General features: G+C 63.7%; 12 protein-coding genes. 7 read left to right on the top strand and 5 right to left on the bottom strand.

Going from position 1 to position 13,053, the window contains the following annotated elements:
- From HH303_RS12990 to HH303_RS12975, 4 genes are read left to right on the top strand one after another with little or no spacing between them, the layout of a single operon-like run.
- Positions 1-1,290: a 3-deoxy-D-manno-octulosonic acid transferase gene (locus HH303_RS12990; RefSeq protein WP_169625743.1), complete on the top strand. Its 1,290-nt coding sequence runs from the start codon at positions 1-3 to the stop codon at positions 1,288-1,290.
- Complete coding sequence (gene lpxK / locus HH303_RS12985; protein WP_169625742.1) at positions 1,287-2,261, top strand: tetraacyldisaccharide 4'-kinase; 975 nt, start codon at positions 1,287-1,289, stop codon at positions 2,259-2,261. Before HH303_RS12990 ends, lpxK begins: the two co-directional genes overlap by 4 nt.
- On the top strand, positions 2,258-3,154 hold the full coding sequence (locus tag HH303_RS12980; RefSeq protein WP_169625741.1) for a lysophospholipid acyltransferase family protein: 897 nt from the start codon (positions 2,258-2,260) through the stop codon (positions 3,152-3,154). Before lpxK ends, HH303_RS12980 begins: the two co-directional genes overlap by 4 nt.
- A gap of 10 nt (positions 3,155-3,164) precedes the next feature.
- Positions 3,165-3,917, top strand: coding sequence for a class I SAM-dependent methyltransferase (locus tag HH303_RS12975; RefSeq protein WP_319637404.1), 753 nt, complete (start codon positions 3,165-3,167; stop codon positions 3,915-3,917).
- Between the two features lie 16 nt (positions 3,918-3,933).
- On the opposite strand, the gene HH303_RS12970 is transcribed toward HH303_RS12975, so the two are convergent.
- On the bottom strand, positions 3,934-4,755 hold the full coding sequence (locus HH303_RS12970) for a M23 family metallopeptidase (protein WP_169625740.1): 822 nt from the start codon (positions 4,753-4,755) through the stop codon (positions 3,934-3,936).
- Positions 4,755-6,242, bottom strand: coding sequence for an exodeoxyribonuclease VII large subunit (gene xseA / locus HH303_RS12965; RefSeq protein ID WP_319637403.1), 1,488 nt, complete (start codon positions 6,240-6,242; stop codon positions 4,755-4,757). The genes HH303_RS12970 and xseA overlap by 1 nt, the downstream gene beginning before the upstream one ends.
- A 215-nt stretch (positions 6,243-6,457) precedes the next feature.
- Between xseA and purD the strand changes: the two genes are divergently transcribed.
- From purD to HH303_RS12950, 3 genes are read left to right on the top strand one after another with little or no spacing between them, the layout of a single operon-like run.
- Positions 6,458-7,744, top strand: coding sequence for a phosphoribosylamine--glycine ligase (gene purD / locus HH303_RS12960; protein WP_169625738.1), 1,287 nt, complete (start codon positions 6,458-6,460; stop codon positions 7,742-7,744).
- Positions 7,745-7,756: 12 nt separating this feature from the next.
- Positions 7,757-8,041 (top strand): hypothetical protein, encoded by a 285-nt coding sequence (locus tag HH303_RS12955; RefSeq protein ID WP_169625737.1) that lies wholly within the window; start codon positions 7,757-7,759, stop codon positions 8,039-8,041.
- A gap of 19 nt (positions 8,042-8,060) precedes the next feature.
- Positions 8,061-9,407 carry a TldD/PmbA family protein gene (locus tag HH303_RS12950; protein WP_169625736.1) on the top strand — a complete coding sequence of 449 codons (1,347 nt, stop codon included), beginning with the start codon at positions 8,061-8,063 and terminating at the stop codon, positions 9,405-9,407.
- Here the strand turns inward: HH303_RS12950 and HH303_RS12945 are convergent, their stop codons facing one another.
- From HH303_RS12945 to HH303_RS12935, 3 genes are read right to left on the bottom strand one after another with little or no spacing between them, the layout of a single operon-like run.
- Positions 9,408-11,033 (bottom strand): AMP-binding protein, encoded by a 1,626-nt coding sequence (locus HH303_RS12945; RefSeq protein ID WP_169625735.1) that lies wholly within the window; start codon positions 11,031-11,033, stop codon positions 9,408-9,410.
- 37 nt (positions 11,034-11,070) lie between these two features.
- Positions 11,071-12,231 carry an acyl-CoA dehydrogenase family protein gene (locus HH303_RS12940; RefSeq protein WP_169625734.1) on the bottom strand — a complete coding sequence of 387 codons (1,161 nt, stop codon included), beginning with the start codon at positions 12,229-12,231 and terminating at the stop codon, positions 11,071-11,073.
- Positions 12,232-12,240: 9 nt separating this feature from the next.
- The gene (locus HH303_RS12935) at positions 12,241-13,044 is read right to left on the bottom strand and encodes an enoyl-CoA hydratase family protein (RefSeq protein WP_169625819.1); all 804 of its coding nucleotides are present in this window, start codon (positions 13,042-13,044) and stop codon (positions 12,241-12,243) included.
- Positions 13,045-13,053 lie beyond the last annotated feature (9 nt).

Genomic DNA, 13,053 nt, shown 5'->3' with positions numbered 1-13,053 from the left:
ATGCTCGCCCGTCACGCCTATTGTTTGGCCACAACGCTCGGCGCACCGGTCATCCGGCGCGTGTTGGACAAAAGGCTCGCTGCCGGGAAAGAAGACCCCGTCCGATTCGCGGAACGCCGGGGACAGCCGGGCAAGCCCCGTCCGGACGGACCCTTGGTTTGGATTCACGCGGCCAGCAATGGGGAATCGGTTTCCGCCCTGCCGCTGATTGAACGCTTGCTGGCGCGCGACCCACACAGCCATGTCCTCGTCACCACGGGCACGGTGACCAGCGCCCGCCTGATGGAAGCACGGCTTCCACCGCGCGCCATTCACCAATATCTACCCGTCGACCTTCGCCCCTGGCTGCGCCGGTTTCTCGATCATTGGCAACCGGATCTGGGGATTTGGATCGAATCCGAATTCTGGCCCGGCCTGATTTGGGCAATGCGCGATTCCGGAAAGCCGATGGCGTTGGTCAATGGGCGGATTTCGTCGCGCAGCCTGAGCCAATGGCGCCGTTTCCCCGGCCTGTCCGCCGATCTCCTCGGCGGGTTTTCCCCCTGCCTTGCGCAAACCCCGGACGATGCCGCGCATCTGTCCAGTCTGGGCGCGCGGAAAGCCGATTGCGTCGGCAATCTGAAACTGTCGGCACCGCCCCTGCCCGTCGACGATATCGCCCTGGAGGAAGAACGTCGGCGCGTTTCCGGCCGGCCGGTCTGGCTGGCGGCCAGCACCCATCCCGGCGAGGAAGAAATCGTGGCGGAGGCCGACGCCCTGCTGCGGGAAAGCCTGCCGGACCTGCTGACCGTTGTCGTCCCGCGCCACCCGAAGCGGGGGGAGGATGTCGCCGCCCTGATGCGCGCGAAGGGGCTGGTTACGGCACGGCGAGCAGTCGGGGAAACCGTATCGCCCGAATGCCAATGCCTCGTCGCCGATACGCTCGGCGAATTGGGCCTGTTCTATCGGCTGGTCCCCGTCTCCCTGATCGGCGGCAGTTTGGTTGGGGGCCATGGCGGGCATAACCCCATTGAGGCGCTGCAGCTCGGTTGCGTCCCGGTGATCGGCCCGGACATGACGAATTTTTCGACCGTCGCGGCCAGCCTGACCGATGCGGGCGGTGCCGTTTCGGCGGCGTCCGCGTCGGATGTCGCCGACGCCGTTACGCGCTTGCTTGCCGATCCCGGTCACAGACAAACCGTCGCCCAGGCCGGGGAAGCGGTGGCCCGCATCGGCGCGACAACCGTCGACCGCGTCATGGCGCGGCTGGCCCCGGTTCTACCGCCCATCGCACCGGGGCGAGGCCAATGAGGCCCCCGGCCTTCTGGTTCGACCGGCAGCCGGGCCTCGCCGCGCGCCTCCTGACCCCGCTATCGTGTCTCTGGCAAATCGGCGGTCGCATCAACGCCCGGCGCAGCGAACCGTTCCGCGCCGAACGGCCCGTCATTTGTATAGGAAACGTCAATCTGGGCGGCACCGGCAAAACGCCGGTGGCGATAGAGGTCGGTCGCGCGTTGGTCGCCGCGGGTGCGTATCCGCATTTCATCAGCCGGGGTTACGGCGGCGCCCTGACAGCACGGACGACACGCGTGGAGCCAGAACGCCATTCTGCCCTGGACGTGGGCGACGAACCGCTGCTCCTCGCCAGGACCGCCCCGACCTGGATCGGCGCGGATCGCGTCACCTCGGCGAAAGCCGCCGTCGCCGCCGGTGCAAGTCACCTCATCCTCGACGACGGATTCCAGAACAACAGCCTGATCAAGGATCGCTCGTTTCTGGTGGTGGACAGCGCCATCGGATTCGGGAACGGCTGTGTCGTGCCCGCCGGGCCGCTACGCGAACGGGTCGAGGATGCCCTGTCCCGCGCGGACGCAGTCATTCTGTTGGGGGACGGACCGGCCCCCGGCGCGATTGAGAGCCGGAAAATTCCGTGTTTTCGGGGACGTCTGACCCCGGACCGTCCGGAAACCTTGCCGGTCGGATCGCGGGTCATGGCCTTCGCGGGGATCGGACGACCGGAAAAGTTCTTCGCCACGTTGCGCGACATGCATCTCGACATCGTCGCGACACGTGCGTTTCCAGACCACCATCGCTATTCGGAAGCCGATACCAGCGCAATTTTAGCGGAATCCCAGCGGCTTCAGGCCATTGCGGTTACGACGGAAAAGGATTTTGTTAAGCTACCGCCAGTGATACAGAACCGCATCCTTGCCGTCGGCGTCCATGTTACATGGCACGATGCGACGCCTGTTTCCCTGATTTCTTTCGCAACGAACCAATGACGACGTCTTCCAAATCCGGCCCCAAACGGACCCTCGTGCATCTGATACAGGCCGCGGCGATACAAGGATCGCTGTGGACCGTCCGACAACTGCCATTGTCCTGGGCGTCGGCGATCGGCGGCTTTCTGTTTCGAACCATCGGCCCCTTTTTGAAAGCGGATAAGGTCGCGCGCCGGAATCTCAAACACGCCTTTCCGGATTGGGATCAGGCGACAATCGACGCTACAGTGCGTCAGGTTTGGGACAATCTGGGCCGGGGGGCCGGCGAATTCGCGCATCTGGGCAAGATCGACGTCCTGGCCCCGAACGGCCCCGTTGACGTCGTTGGTCTGGAACATCTGATCGCGGCGCGCGATCAAGGGGCCGCGATTTTCCTGTCCGCGCATATGGCGAATTGGGAAATGGTCAGCCTCGTCGCCTATGCCCACGACTGCCCATTGAACAACATCTACCGTTTCGCGACGAACCCTTACATGGATACGTATTTCCGTCGGGTGCGCGGCCGTTTTGTGAATAAGCTGCTGCCGAAGGGGCCAGCCGGTTTCCGCGAAGCCTATGCCGGGATGAAACGTGGGGAGCGGCTTGGCCTCTTATTGGACCAGAAGCTCAACGAAGGGCATCCGATTCCCTTCTTCGGACGCGACGCCATGACCGCCATCGGCCCCGTCGAATTGGGTCTGCGCCTGGATGTGCCGATTCTGCCGGTCCGCATCGAACGGATCGCAAAATGCCGGTTCCGGGTTACCATCCATCCGCCGTTGGAATCGCCGAATTCGGGCGACCTGAAGGCCGATACGATTGCCGTGGCAACAGAATTCACGCAACGGCTGGAAGGCTGGATTCGCGAACGGCCCGGCGAATGGTTCTGGGTCCATAAACGCTGGCCGAATTAGGAGACGTATCGTGGTGGAGTTCAAAGATCATTTTTCCGGACTCGCCGCGAATTATGCCGCGTTCCGACCTCACTATCCCGAAACTCTCTATTCCGAACTGGCCGCTTTGGTGGACCATCACGGTCTGGCCTGGGACTGCGGTTGCGGCAATGGGCAGGCCAGCGTCGGTCTCGCCAAGCATTTCGAACGCGTCATCGCTACCGACCCCAGCGCCCCGCAAATCGAAAAGGCTATCGCGGCGGACGGCGTCACCTATGCGGTCTGTCCGGCGGAAGACGCCCCGGTGCTGGCCGACGGCAGCGTCGATTTGATCCTGGCGGCCCAGGCGGCGCATTGGTTCGACCTGCCGAAATTCTATGACGAGGTCCGCCGGGTCGCCCGTCCCGGCGCGAAATTGGTCTTGCTGTCCTATCGCCCGACGCAGGTCGAAGACGATGCGGCGAATGCGGCCTTGCAGCGTTTCTATGCCGACGGGATCGGGGCCTACTGGCCGCCGGAACGCCGCCATGTGGATGAAGGCTATGCCAACATTCCCTTCCCATTCCCGGAAGAACCAGGCCCCGATTTGACGATGGCGGTTTCCTGGCCCCTGGACCGGTTGGTCGCCTATGCCGGGACCTGGTCGGCGGTGAAGGAATTTCGCGTCAAGACCGGCAAGGATCCGCTACCGGGTTTCCGCGATGCGTTGGCCGAGGTCTGGGGCGATCCCGACACGCCCAAGCGCGTCTTCTGGCCGCTGACCTTCCGCATCGGTCGGGTATAACCCTATTCCGACGGCACTATTCCGACGGCATGGGGCCGACGAAAAGTTCGGCGTCCAACCGCTTGTCGAACCAATTGATCCGCCAATCCAGATGCGGCCCCGTCGCCCGGCCGCTGCCGCCCAAGGTGGCGATTCGGTCGCCCTTACGGACGACCTGACCTTCCGAGACTTCAATCGATTGTAGATGCAGGAAGGCGGAGGCCAGCCCACGACCGTGATCGATCATCAGCGTCGCCCCGGAAAAATACATATCGGGCGCGACCAGCGACACCACCCCGTCGGCGGGCGCGACAACCGGCGTTCCCAACGGCGCGGCGATATCCACCCCATAATGAGGTTGGCGCGGTTCGCCGTTCAGGATGCGCTGGCTGCCGAACACACCGGTAATCGGACCGACACACGGCCACATCCAGCCAGTTTCGAAATAAGCGCGCGGCGTGCGCCGCGCACGGGCCTTCGCGACCAATGCCGCATCCGCCGCGATCCGTTCCGTCACTTCCGGCGGGGGCGTCACTTTTTCATCCGGCAAACCGTCGATCCGCTGAATGTCGTACTGGCGCTGCTTGATCGACAGGGTGCGTTCTTCCGTTCTGCCGTCCGTATGCGTGATCTTCAACACCGGCTCCGCCTGTTCGTCGCGATGAAAACCGATAAAGAAATCGCCGCCGACACCGACCGGAACGTCCAGGCCATCGAAATCAACGCGACTGCCCGGCGATACATATCCCATCGCGTATCCACCTTGAACGAATTGACCGTCCATTTGCAGGTCGGCCGCTTGGCCCGGTACAGCGAGACACCATAGGATGGCCCCTGTAAGCACGCCCATAAAACGCATTAGAAAAGATCCTGTTGTTTGGGTGGGGTTTTTGGGTCGGCGGCGGGTTTCTTTCGGGGGGATGATTTCCGCCCCGTACCCGCCTCCCCCGCCAGGACCGAAATACGTTTGTCCTCCGCGAATTCTATTTCCAAGGCCATGCCCGCCGATATGCCGTCGGCTTGCGTGACCAAAGCCCCGTCCGTATCGCGCACCACTGCATAGCCACGCTTCAGCGTGCCGCGATAGCTCAACGCCTCCACCGCCTGACCGAAACGCGCCAATCTTTCGCCGTCCTGTTTCAGGCGTCGGACCATCGCGGTCAGACTACGGTCGCCCACACGTAGATCGGTGAAGCGACGCTGTTCGCGGTCCACGCCGTATCGGGCGGCGCGATCCAATCGCCCCGTCAGATCGGACAACCCATCCGATGCCCGGCGAATCTGGTCCGACGGGGACCGCAGGCGGCCCGCCCGCGCGTCCAATCGATCCGCCTTCTCGCGCAGAATACGCGCAGGCGCCTGACTCAGCCGTTCGCTCAGGTCGTCCAGACGCTGCATCGCCGGTTCCATCAGGCGACGCGGTTGCGGCAAGCCCCGCGCCAACCCTTCCAGATAGCGCGACCTGTTTTCCAAGCCACGCGCCCCGGCGCTGATTAAACGCTGTTCGAACCCTACCAGATCGGCCAGCAGATCGGCGCGCACAGGCACCGCCATTTCCGCCGCGGCCGTCGGGGTCGGTGCCCGCCGGTCGCTGGCGAAATCGATCAGGGTCGTATCGGTTTCATGCCCGACTGCGGAAATCAGCGGAATGGTGCTGGCCGCCGCCGCGCGCACGACAATTTCCTCGTTGAAGCCCCACAGATCTTCCAGCGACCCGCCGCCGCGCGCGACGATCAGAACATCCGGTCGCGGAATCGGACCGTCCGGGGTCAGCCGATTGAAGCCGTCGATGGCCGCCGCGACCTGCGCCGCGGCCCCTTCCCCCTGGACCAGAACCGGCCACAACAGCACATGCCGGGGGAAGCGATCCGCAAGGCGATGCAAAATATCGCGAATGACGGCACCGGTCGGGGAGGTAACCACGCCGATGACCTGCGGCAGGAACGGAATCGGCTTCTTGCGGTCCGGATCGAACAGGCCTTCCTCGGCGAGGCGGCGCTTGCGTTCCTCCAGGAGTTTGAGAAGCGCGCCTTCCCCGGCCAATTCGATCTGTTCGATGACGATCTGGTATTTCGACCGGCCCGGATAAGTCGTCAGCCGCCCGGTCGCGATGACTTCCAACCCGTCTTCCGGCCGGGCCATCAGCTTGGACGCGCTGCCGCGCCAACAGACGGCGTCCAGAACCGCGTCCTGATCCTTCAGCGCCATGTAGAGGTGACCGGAGGCGGCGCGTTTGAAACCGGAAATTTCCCCCCGGACGCGAACATAGGAATACGCGTCTTCCACCGTGCGTTTCAGCGCGTTGGAAAGCTCAGAGACCGATAGCTCTTGAATGTTGCCTGTCATTTGATCCGACATATCCCAGCCAGCATCGCAGGTCGGCCCGGTTTGGCAAAGGCTTTGATCAAGAAATGCCGCGACGTTACGCGGTTTGTCAAATCCGAGGAAAATGCTATGTCGAGAGCCTTCGAATTGGAAGCGTCGCCCGCCAGGGCGACCGGCCCGGCCCCGGCATTGCGAAGACCCGATCGGGACCTGGGAAGCTGAGAAAAGGAACGGGGATGCGCATTTTGGTGATCGGCTCCGGCGGACGCGAACACGCCTTGTGTTGGGCTCTGGCAGCCTCGCCATTATGCGATGCCCTGTTCTGCGCGCCGGGCAATGCCGGAATCGCACGGGAAGCGACCTGCGTGCCGATTTCCGTGGACGACCTGGACGGCATCATCCGCTTCGCACAGGACGAGAAAATCGATTTCGTCGTGGTGGGCCCGGAAGGCCCCCTGGTCGCCGGTCTGGCCGATCGCCTGACGGAAGCAGGCATCCGCGTCTTCGGTCCCAGCGCCGCCGCCGCCGCGCTGGAGGGATCGAAGGGGTTCAGCAAGGATATCTGCGCCAAATACAACATCCCGACCGCCGCCTATGGGCGTTTCACGGACGCGGAGGCCGCCAAGGCCTATATCCGCGAACAAGGCGCACCGATCGTCGTGAAGGCGGACGGGCTGGCCGCGGGCAAGGGCGTTACCGTGGCCATGACGCTGGAAGAAGCCCTGTCCGCCGTCGACGCCGCCATGCTGGACGGCGCTTTCGGCAGCGCGGGCGCGGAAGTCGTGGTCGAGGAAATGATGGTGGGGGAAGAACTGTCCTTCTTCGCCCTGTCCGACGGGGAAACGGCGCTGCCGCTGGCCTCCGCCCAGGATCACAAGCGGGTCGGCGACGGCGATACCGGCCCGAATACCGGCGGCATGGGCGCCTATTCCCCCGCGCCGGTCTGCACACCGGAAATCGAACAGCGCATCATCGACACGATCCTGAACCCGACCGTCGCCGCAATGAAGGCGGAAGGCAAACCGTTCAAGGGCGTGCTGTTCATCGGGTTGATGATCACCGACGAGGGCCCGAAGGTCATCGAATACAATGTCCGTTTCGGCGACCCGGAATGTCAGGTTCTGATGATGCGCCTGCAATCCGACCTGTTGCCCGCGCTGCTGGCCGTCGCCGACGGGACGCTGTCGCGCTTCGACCTGCGCTGGCAGGACAAGGCCGCGATGACCGTCGTCCTGGCCGCGCAGGGCTATCCGGGTACCTATCAGAAGGGCACGGAAATTTCGAATGTCGACGGCGCGGAAGCCGACCCGGACACCGTGGTCTTCCATGCCGGTACGGCGCGCAGCGACGACGGCAAGCTGATCGCAACCGGCGGGCGCGTGCTGAACGTCACCGCGACCGGCGCGACCGTGCAGGAAGCCCGCGACAAGGCCTATGCCGCCGTCGACCTGATCCATTGGCCGGAAGGGTTCTGCCGCCGCGATATCGGTCATCGCGCGCTGAACCGCGGGTCCAACGGGTAAGGATCGCGGCCGGTGGGCGACCTGATCGCAAGCCTGCTGGACCGACTGTCGCTGATCCTCGGCGTCCCGCCCTGGATCACCGTCCTGACATTGGTGTTCGCGGTCGTCGTGATCATCGGCACCGGCCTTATCCTGCGAAACCGCCGCGCCGGGGGCGACCCCAACTGGCAACGCGATCCGGACGAGATGGAAGATTTGTCCCCGCGCCTGAGACAGGCCAGACTGCAAATGATCGCGGCGGCAATCGCCATGGCGGCGATTTTCGCAATCGCGATTTTGAGTTTCTTTGAATCCTAACCGCGTTTTGAGAGGTGATATGACGTCCGAGTCCGAGACACTTCCGATGATCCAGGAACTGGTCGAACAGGCCTGCAAGGCGGGGGCGGATGCCGCCGACGCGGTGGCAGGCTTTTCGGCCGCCGTCAGCCATGCCCAGCGCATGGGCAAGACGGAAAGCCTGGAACGGCAGGAAGCCCGCGATCTGGGTCTGCGGGTCTTCGTTGGCAAGCGTCAGGCCATCGTGTCGTCCAACGATTGGAAGCCGGAAGGCCTGTCCCTTTTGGTGGAGCGCGCCATCGCCATGGCCCGCGCCGTGCCGGAAGATGAATTCTGCGGCATCGCCGACCCGGACCAGATTGTCGGCGCGGATTATCCAAAATTGGACATGCTGGACCCGGTGGAGCCGAGCCCGGAAGAGCTGATCGAACGCGCCAAGATCGCGGAAGACACCGCGCGGTCCATCGACGGCATCACCAATTCCGAAGGGGCGGAGGCGTCCTGGGGCCGCAACGCCATCGCGCTGGCCGCCAGCAACGGGTTCGCCGGTCGGTATGAGCGCAGCAGCCACAGCGTCATGGTCTCCGTCCTGGCCGGAACCGGCACGGGCATGGAATCCGACTACGACTATTCCAGCACGGTGTTCGGCGAAGATCTGGAAGACCCCGCCGTCATCGGCCGCAGCGCCGCCGAACGTGCCTTGAAAAAGCTGGGCGCGCGCAAGGCGAAGACGGCGAAGGTGCCGGTCGTCTTCGACCCGCGCGTTTCCGGCGGGTTGATCCGCCACCTGACCGGGGCGATCAACGGCGCGTCCGTCGCGCGCGGCACGTCCTTCCTGAAGGACAAGATGGGGCAACAGATCATGGCGTCCGGTATCACCATCGTCGACGATCCGCACCGCAATCGCGGTCAGGCATCCAAACCCTTCGATGCGGAAGGCCTGCCGAACATGGTCCGAAACCTGGTCGACGGCGGTGTGTTGAAAACCTGGGTCTTGGACCTGCGCACGGGCCGCCAATTGGGCCTGCCGTCCACCGGACATGCCAGCCGGGGAACCAGCAGCCCGCCATCCCCGTCGACCACCAACCTGCATATGGAAGCCGGTACCGTTTCCCCCGCCGAGCTTATGGCGGATATCGACAGCGGGCTCTACATCACCTCCCTGATGGGACAGGGCGTGAATATGGTGACCGGCGATTACAGCCGGGGGGCCAGCGGTTTCTGGATTGAAAAAGGCGAAATCGCCTATCCGGTGAACGAAGTCACCATCGCCGGGACCTTGCAGGACATGTTCATGCACATGACCCCGGCGGATGACCTTGTCTTCAAACACGCAACCAATGCGCCTACGGTTCGCATCGACGGCATGATGGTGGCGGGGAGCTGATTAGAACTCCCGCAGTTTGAAGCGCTGGACCTTCCCGGTCTGGGTTTTCGGCAGGGCGTCGATGAAGGAGACCGCGCGCGGGTATTTATACGGCGCGATGGTCGCCTTCACATGGTCCTGCAGGATCTTCACGGTCAGATCGCTGGCTTCGGCCCCATCGTTCAGCACGACATAGGCCTTCACGATCTGCCCGCGCGCTTCGTCCGGCACGCCGATGACGCCGCATTCGGCGACCATCGGATGCTTCAGCAGGGCTTCTTCGACTTCCGGCCCGGCGATATTGTATCCGGCGGACACGATCATGTCGTCGGCGCGCGCCGCGAAATGGAAGAAACCGTCCTCATCCTGCATGAAGGCGTCGCCGGTGACATTCCAACCGTCCACGACATAAACCGTCTGACGGTCGTCGGCGAGATAACGGCACCCTGTCGGCCCCTTGACCGCCAGCTTGCCGATCGTGCCGCGCGGGACCTCTTTCATTGCCTCGTCCACCACCTTGGCCTCATAGCCCGGCACCGGCATCCCGGTAGACCCCGCCCGCGCATTGTCGAAGGAATTGGTGATGAAGATATGCAGCATTTCCGTCGACCCGATCCCGTCCAGGATCGGCACACCGGTCTTTTCCACCCAGGCATCATATGTCGGCGCGGGCAGGGTTTCGCCGGCGGATACGGCGACCCGCAGGCTGGACAGATCGGCCCCATCGTCCATTGCCGCCATCATCGCGCGATAGGCGGTCGGTGCGGTGAAGCAGACCGTCGCCTTATGCTTTTCGATGATTTCGATCAGGTTCGGCGGCGTCGCGGCCTCCAGCAGCGTCGCCGTCGCACCGAAGCGCAGCGGGAACACCGCCAGACCGCCCAGACCGAAGGTGAAGGCCAGCGGCGGCGATCCGACGAAGACGTCGTCCGGCGTCACCTTCAGGATATTCGCGGCATAGCCGTCCGCGATGGCCAGGATATCCCGGTGGAAATGCATCGTCGCCTTCGGCTGACCCGTCGTGCCGGAAGTAAATCCCAACAGCGCCACATCGTCCCGGCCCGTATCGACGGCGTCGAACTTCACCGATTTTCCCAGGGCGATCCGATCCAACTCGCTGTCATGGTTGGCGGTGCCGTCGAAACTGATCACCGTTTCCAGGAACTTGCTGTCCTTCGCGCAGGCGACCAATTCGTCGGCCATGCGGCTATCGGTCAGCGCCAGTTTGACTTCCGCCTTGTCGACGACTTTCGACAATTCACCGGACCGCAGCATCGGCATCGTGTTGACGGCAACGCCGCCCGCCTTCGTCACGGCCAGCCAAACCGCGACCATGGCCGGGTTGTTGCCCGACCGGATCAGCACGCGGTTGCCCGGTTTCAAGCCGTAATCTTCGACCAACGCATGGGCCAGACGATTGGTCCAGTCGCTGAGTTCCTTATAGGTCCGCTGGCGGCCGTTGCCGATCAGCGCGACATGGTCGCCCAGCCCCTTTTCGACGATACGATCGGTCAGTTCGACGGCGCAGTTCAGGCGCTCCGGATATTGGAATTCAGGCCGGTCGAGCAGCAGATCGGGCCAAAGATCGAAAGGCGGGAGGTTGTCCCGCGTGAAACTGTCCACATGTGCCGTCGGTCCCAATCGCATCCCAACCTCTCCTGTTCGAAACTAAATCGTCCCCAAGTCACGCAGTCTCGGCCAGCAGATGTCGGGCGATGACCACCTTCTGCACATCGCTGGCCCCTTCATAAATTCTGAGCGCGCGGATTTCGCGGTAGAGCTTTTCCACCACCGTGCCGCTGCGCACGCCGTCACCGCCATGCAACTGCACCGCCGCGTCGATCACGCGTTGCGCCGCCTCCGTCGCATAGAGCTTCGCCATGGACGCTTCCCGGCTGACGCGCGGCGCCCCCCGGTCTTTGGTCCAGGCAGCGCGATAGATCAGCAGCGCCGCCGCATCCACATCCAGCGCCATATCCGCCAAATGCCCCTGTACCATCTGCAAGTCGCCCAGCGGCGCGCCGAACAGATGCCGGTTGGCGGACCGGTTCACGCCTTCGTCCAGGGCACGCCGGGCAAAGCCCAGCGCCGCCGCCCCGACCGTGGACCGGAAGACGTCCAACACGCTCATCGCGATCCGAAACCCCTTGCCGCACTCGCCCAGCAGCGCGGATTTCGGAATCCGGCAATCGGTGAAGGACAGGCGTGCCAATGGGTGCGGGGCGATCACCTCGATCCGTTCCGCAATCTCGAAACCCGGCGTGTCGGCGGGCACGATGAAGGCGCTGAGTCCCTTCGCCCCCGGCGCTTCCCCGGTGCGGGCGAAGACGACATACAGCCCGGCAATCCCGCCGTTCGATATCCAGGTCTTTTCGCCGTTCAGGACAAATCCGTCGCCGTCTTCCACTGCCGTCATGGCGATATCGGCGACGTCCGATCCGGATTTCGGCTCGGTGAGCGCGAAGGCGGACAGGACGTCCCCCGCCCGCGTGCGCGGCAGCCATTCCCGCTTCTGTGCATCCGTTCCGAACAGGGAAATCGCCCCGGTCCCAAGCCCTTGCATGGCGAAGGCGAAATCGGCCAACCCGTCGTGACGGGCCAGGGTTTCGCGGATCAGGCACAGCGTCCGCACGTCTAGGGTCGATAACGCATCATCGGGATCGACCGCGCTGTAATTCAGCCAGCCGTCGCGGCCCAGTCGCGCGACAATATCGCGGCAGGCCGCATCCGTATCGCCATGATCGATATCCGCCAGATTGTCCGTGGCCCAGGCATCCAGATCGGTGGCCAGCACCCGATGACGGTCTTCTAAGAACGGCCAATCCAGGAAAGTCTTATCCGGCATGACGCGCCCTCAATTCCCTTCGAAGACGGGTTTCTGTTTCGCGACGAAGGCGTCATAGGCGCGTTGGAAATCGCGCGTCTGCATGCAGATCGCCTGGGCCTGGGCTTCCGCCTCGATCGCCTGATCCAGGGTCATGGACCATTCCTGGTTCAGCATCGTCTTGGTCATCATGTGACCGAAATTCGGGCCGGCGACGAGGCTTTGCGCCAGCGCGACCGCATCGGCCTCCAAGGCATCCGCGTCCACAAGGCGGTTGAAGAAGCCCCAGGCGAAACCTTCATCCGCCGACATCGACCGGCCGGTCATCAGCAATTCCGCCGCCCGACCCTGACCGACAACACGCGGCAGCATGGCGCAGGCCCCCATATCGCAGCCCGCCAGACCGACGCGGGTGAACAGGAAGGCCGTTTTCGCCGCCGCCGTGCCCAGACGCATATCGGCGAACAGGGCGACCATCGCACCGGCCCCGACGCAAATACCGTCCACCGCCGCGATAACGGGCTGCGGTGCGGCCTTCATCGCCTTCACCAGATCGCCGGTCATGCGGGTGAATTCCAAAAGCCCCTTCATATCCCGCTGCAACAGCGGGCCGATAATATCGTGCACATCCCCGCCGGAGCAGAAATTGCCGCCGTTCGACGCGAAAACGACGGCCTTCACATCGTCGCAATAGGCAAGGTCCCGGAACGTGTCGCGCAGTTCGGCATAGCTGTCGAAGGTCAGCGGGTTTTTGCGATCCGGGCGATCCAACCGGATCACCGCGACATCGCCCGCCATTTCCCACAGAAAATGCTTCGGCTTCAGGTCCTTCATCGACGCCAC

The sequence above is a fragment of the Pacificispira spongiicola genome, assembly GCF_012926505.1.
Taxonomy (GTDB): domain Bacteria; phylum Pseudomonadota; class Alphaproteobacteria; order UBA8366; family Aestuariispiraceae; genus Pacificispira; species Pacificispira spongiicola.
The sequence above is the reverse complement of the archived record's forward strand: the minus strand, read 5'-3'. Positions and strand labels throughout refer to the sequence as shown.

Coding starts and splice junctions, on each gene's coding strand:
- HH303_RS12940 (WP_169625734.1), bottom strand. CDS start 12,231: ATGCCGGATAAGACTTTCCTGGATTGGCCGTTCTTAGAAGACCGTCAT.
- HH303_RS12970 (WP_169625740.1), bottom strand. CDS start 4,755: ATGCGTTTTATGGGCGTGCTTACAGGGGCCATCCTATGGTGTCTCGCT.
- purD (WP_169625738.1), top strand. CDS start 6,458: ATGCGCATTTTGGTGATCGGCTCCGGCGGACGCGAACACGCCTTGTGT.
- HH303_RS12950 (WP_169625736.1), top strand. CDS start 8,061: ATGACGTCCGAGTCCGAGACACTTCCGATGATCCAGGAACTGGTCGAA.
- HH303_RS12945 (WP_169625735.1), bottom strand. CDS start 11,033: ATGCGATTGGGACCGACGGCACATGTGGACAGTTTCACGCGGGACAAC.
- xseA (WP_319637403.1), bottom strand. CDS start 6,242: ATGACAGGCAACATTCAAGAGCTATCGGTCTCTGAGCTTTCCAACGCG.
- HH303_RS12935 (WP_169625819.1), bottom strand. CDS start 13,044: ATGAAGGACCTGAAGCCGAAGCATTTTCTGTGGGAAATGGCGGGCGAT.
- HH303_RS12980 (WP_169625741.1), top strand. CDS start 2,258: ATGACGACGTCTTCCAAATCCGGCCCCAAACGGACCCTCGTGCATCTG.
- HH303_RS12990 (WP_169625743.1), top strand. CDS start 1: ATGCTCGCCCGTCACGCCTATTGTTTGGCCACAACGCTCGGCGCACCG.
- lpxK (WP_169625742.1), top strand. CDS start 1,287: ATGAGGCCCCCGGCCTTCTGGTTCGACCGGCAGCCGGGCCTCGCCGCG.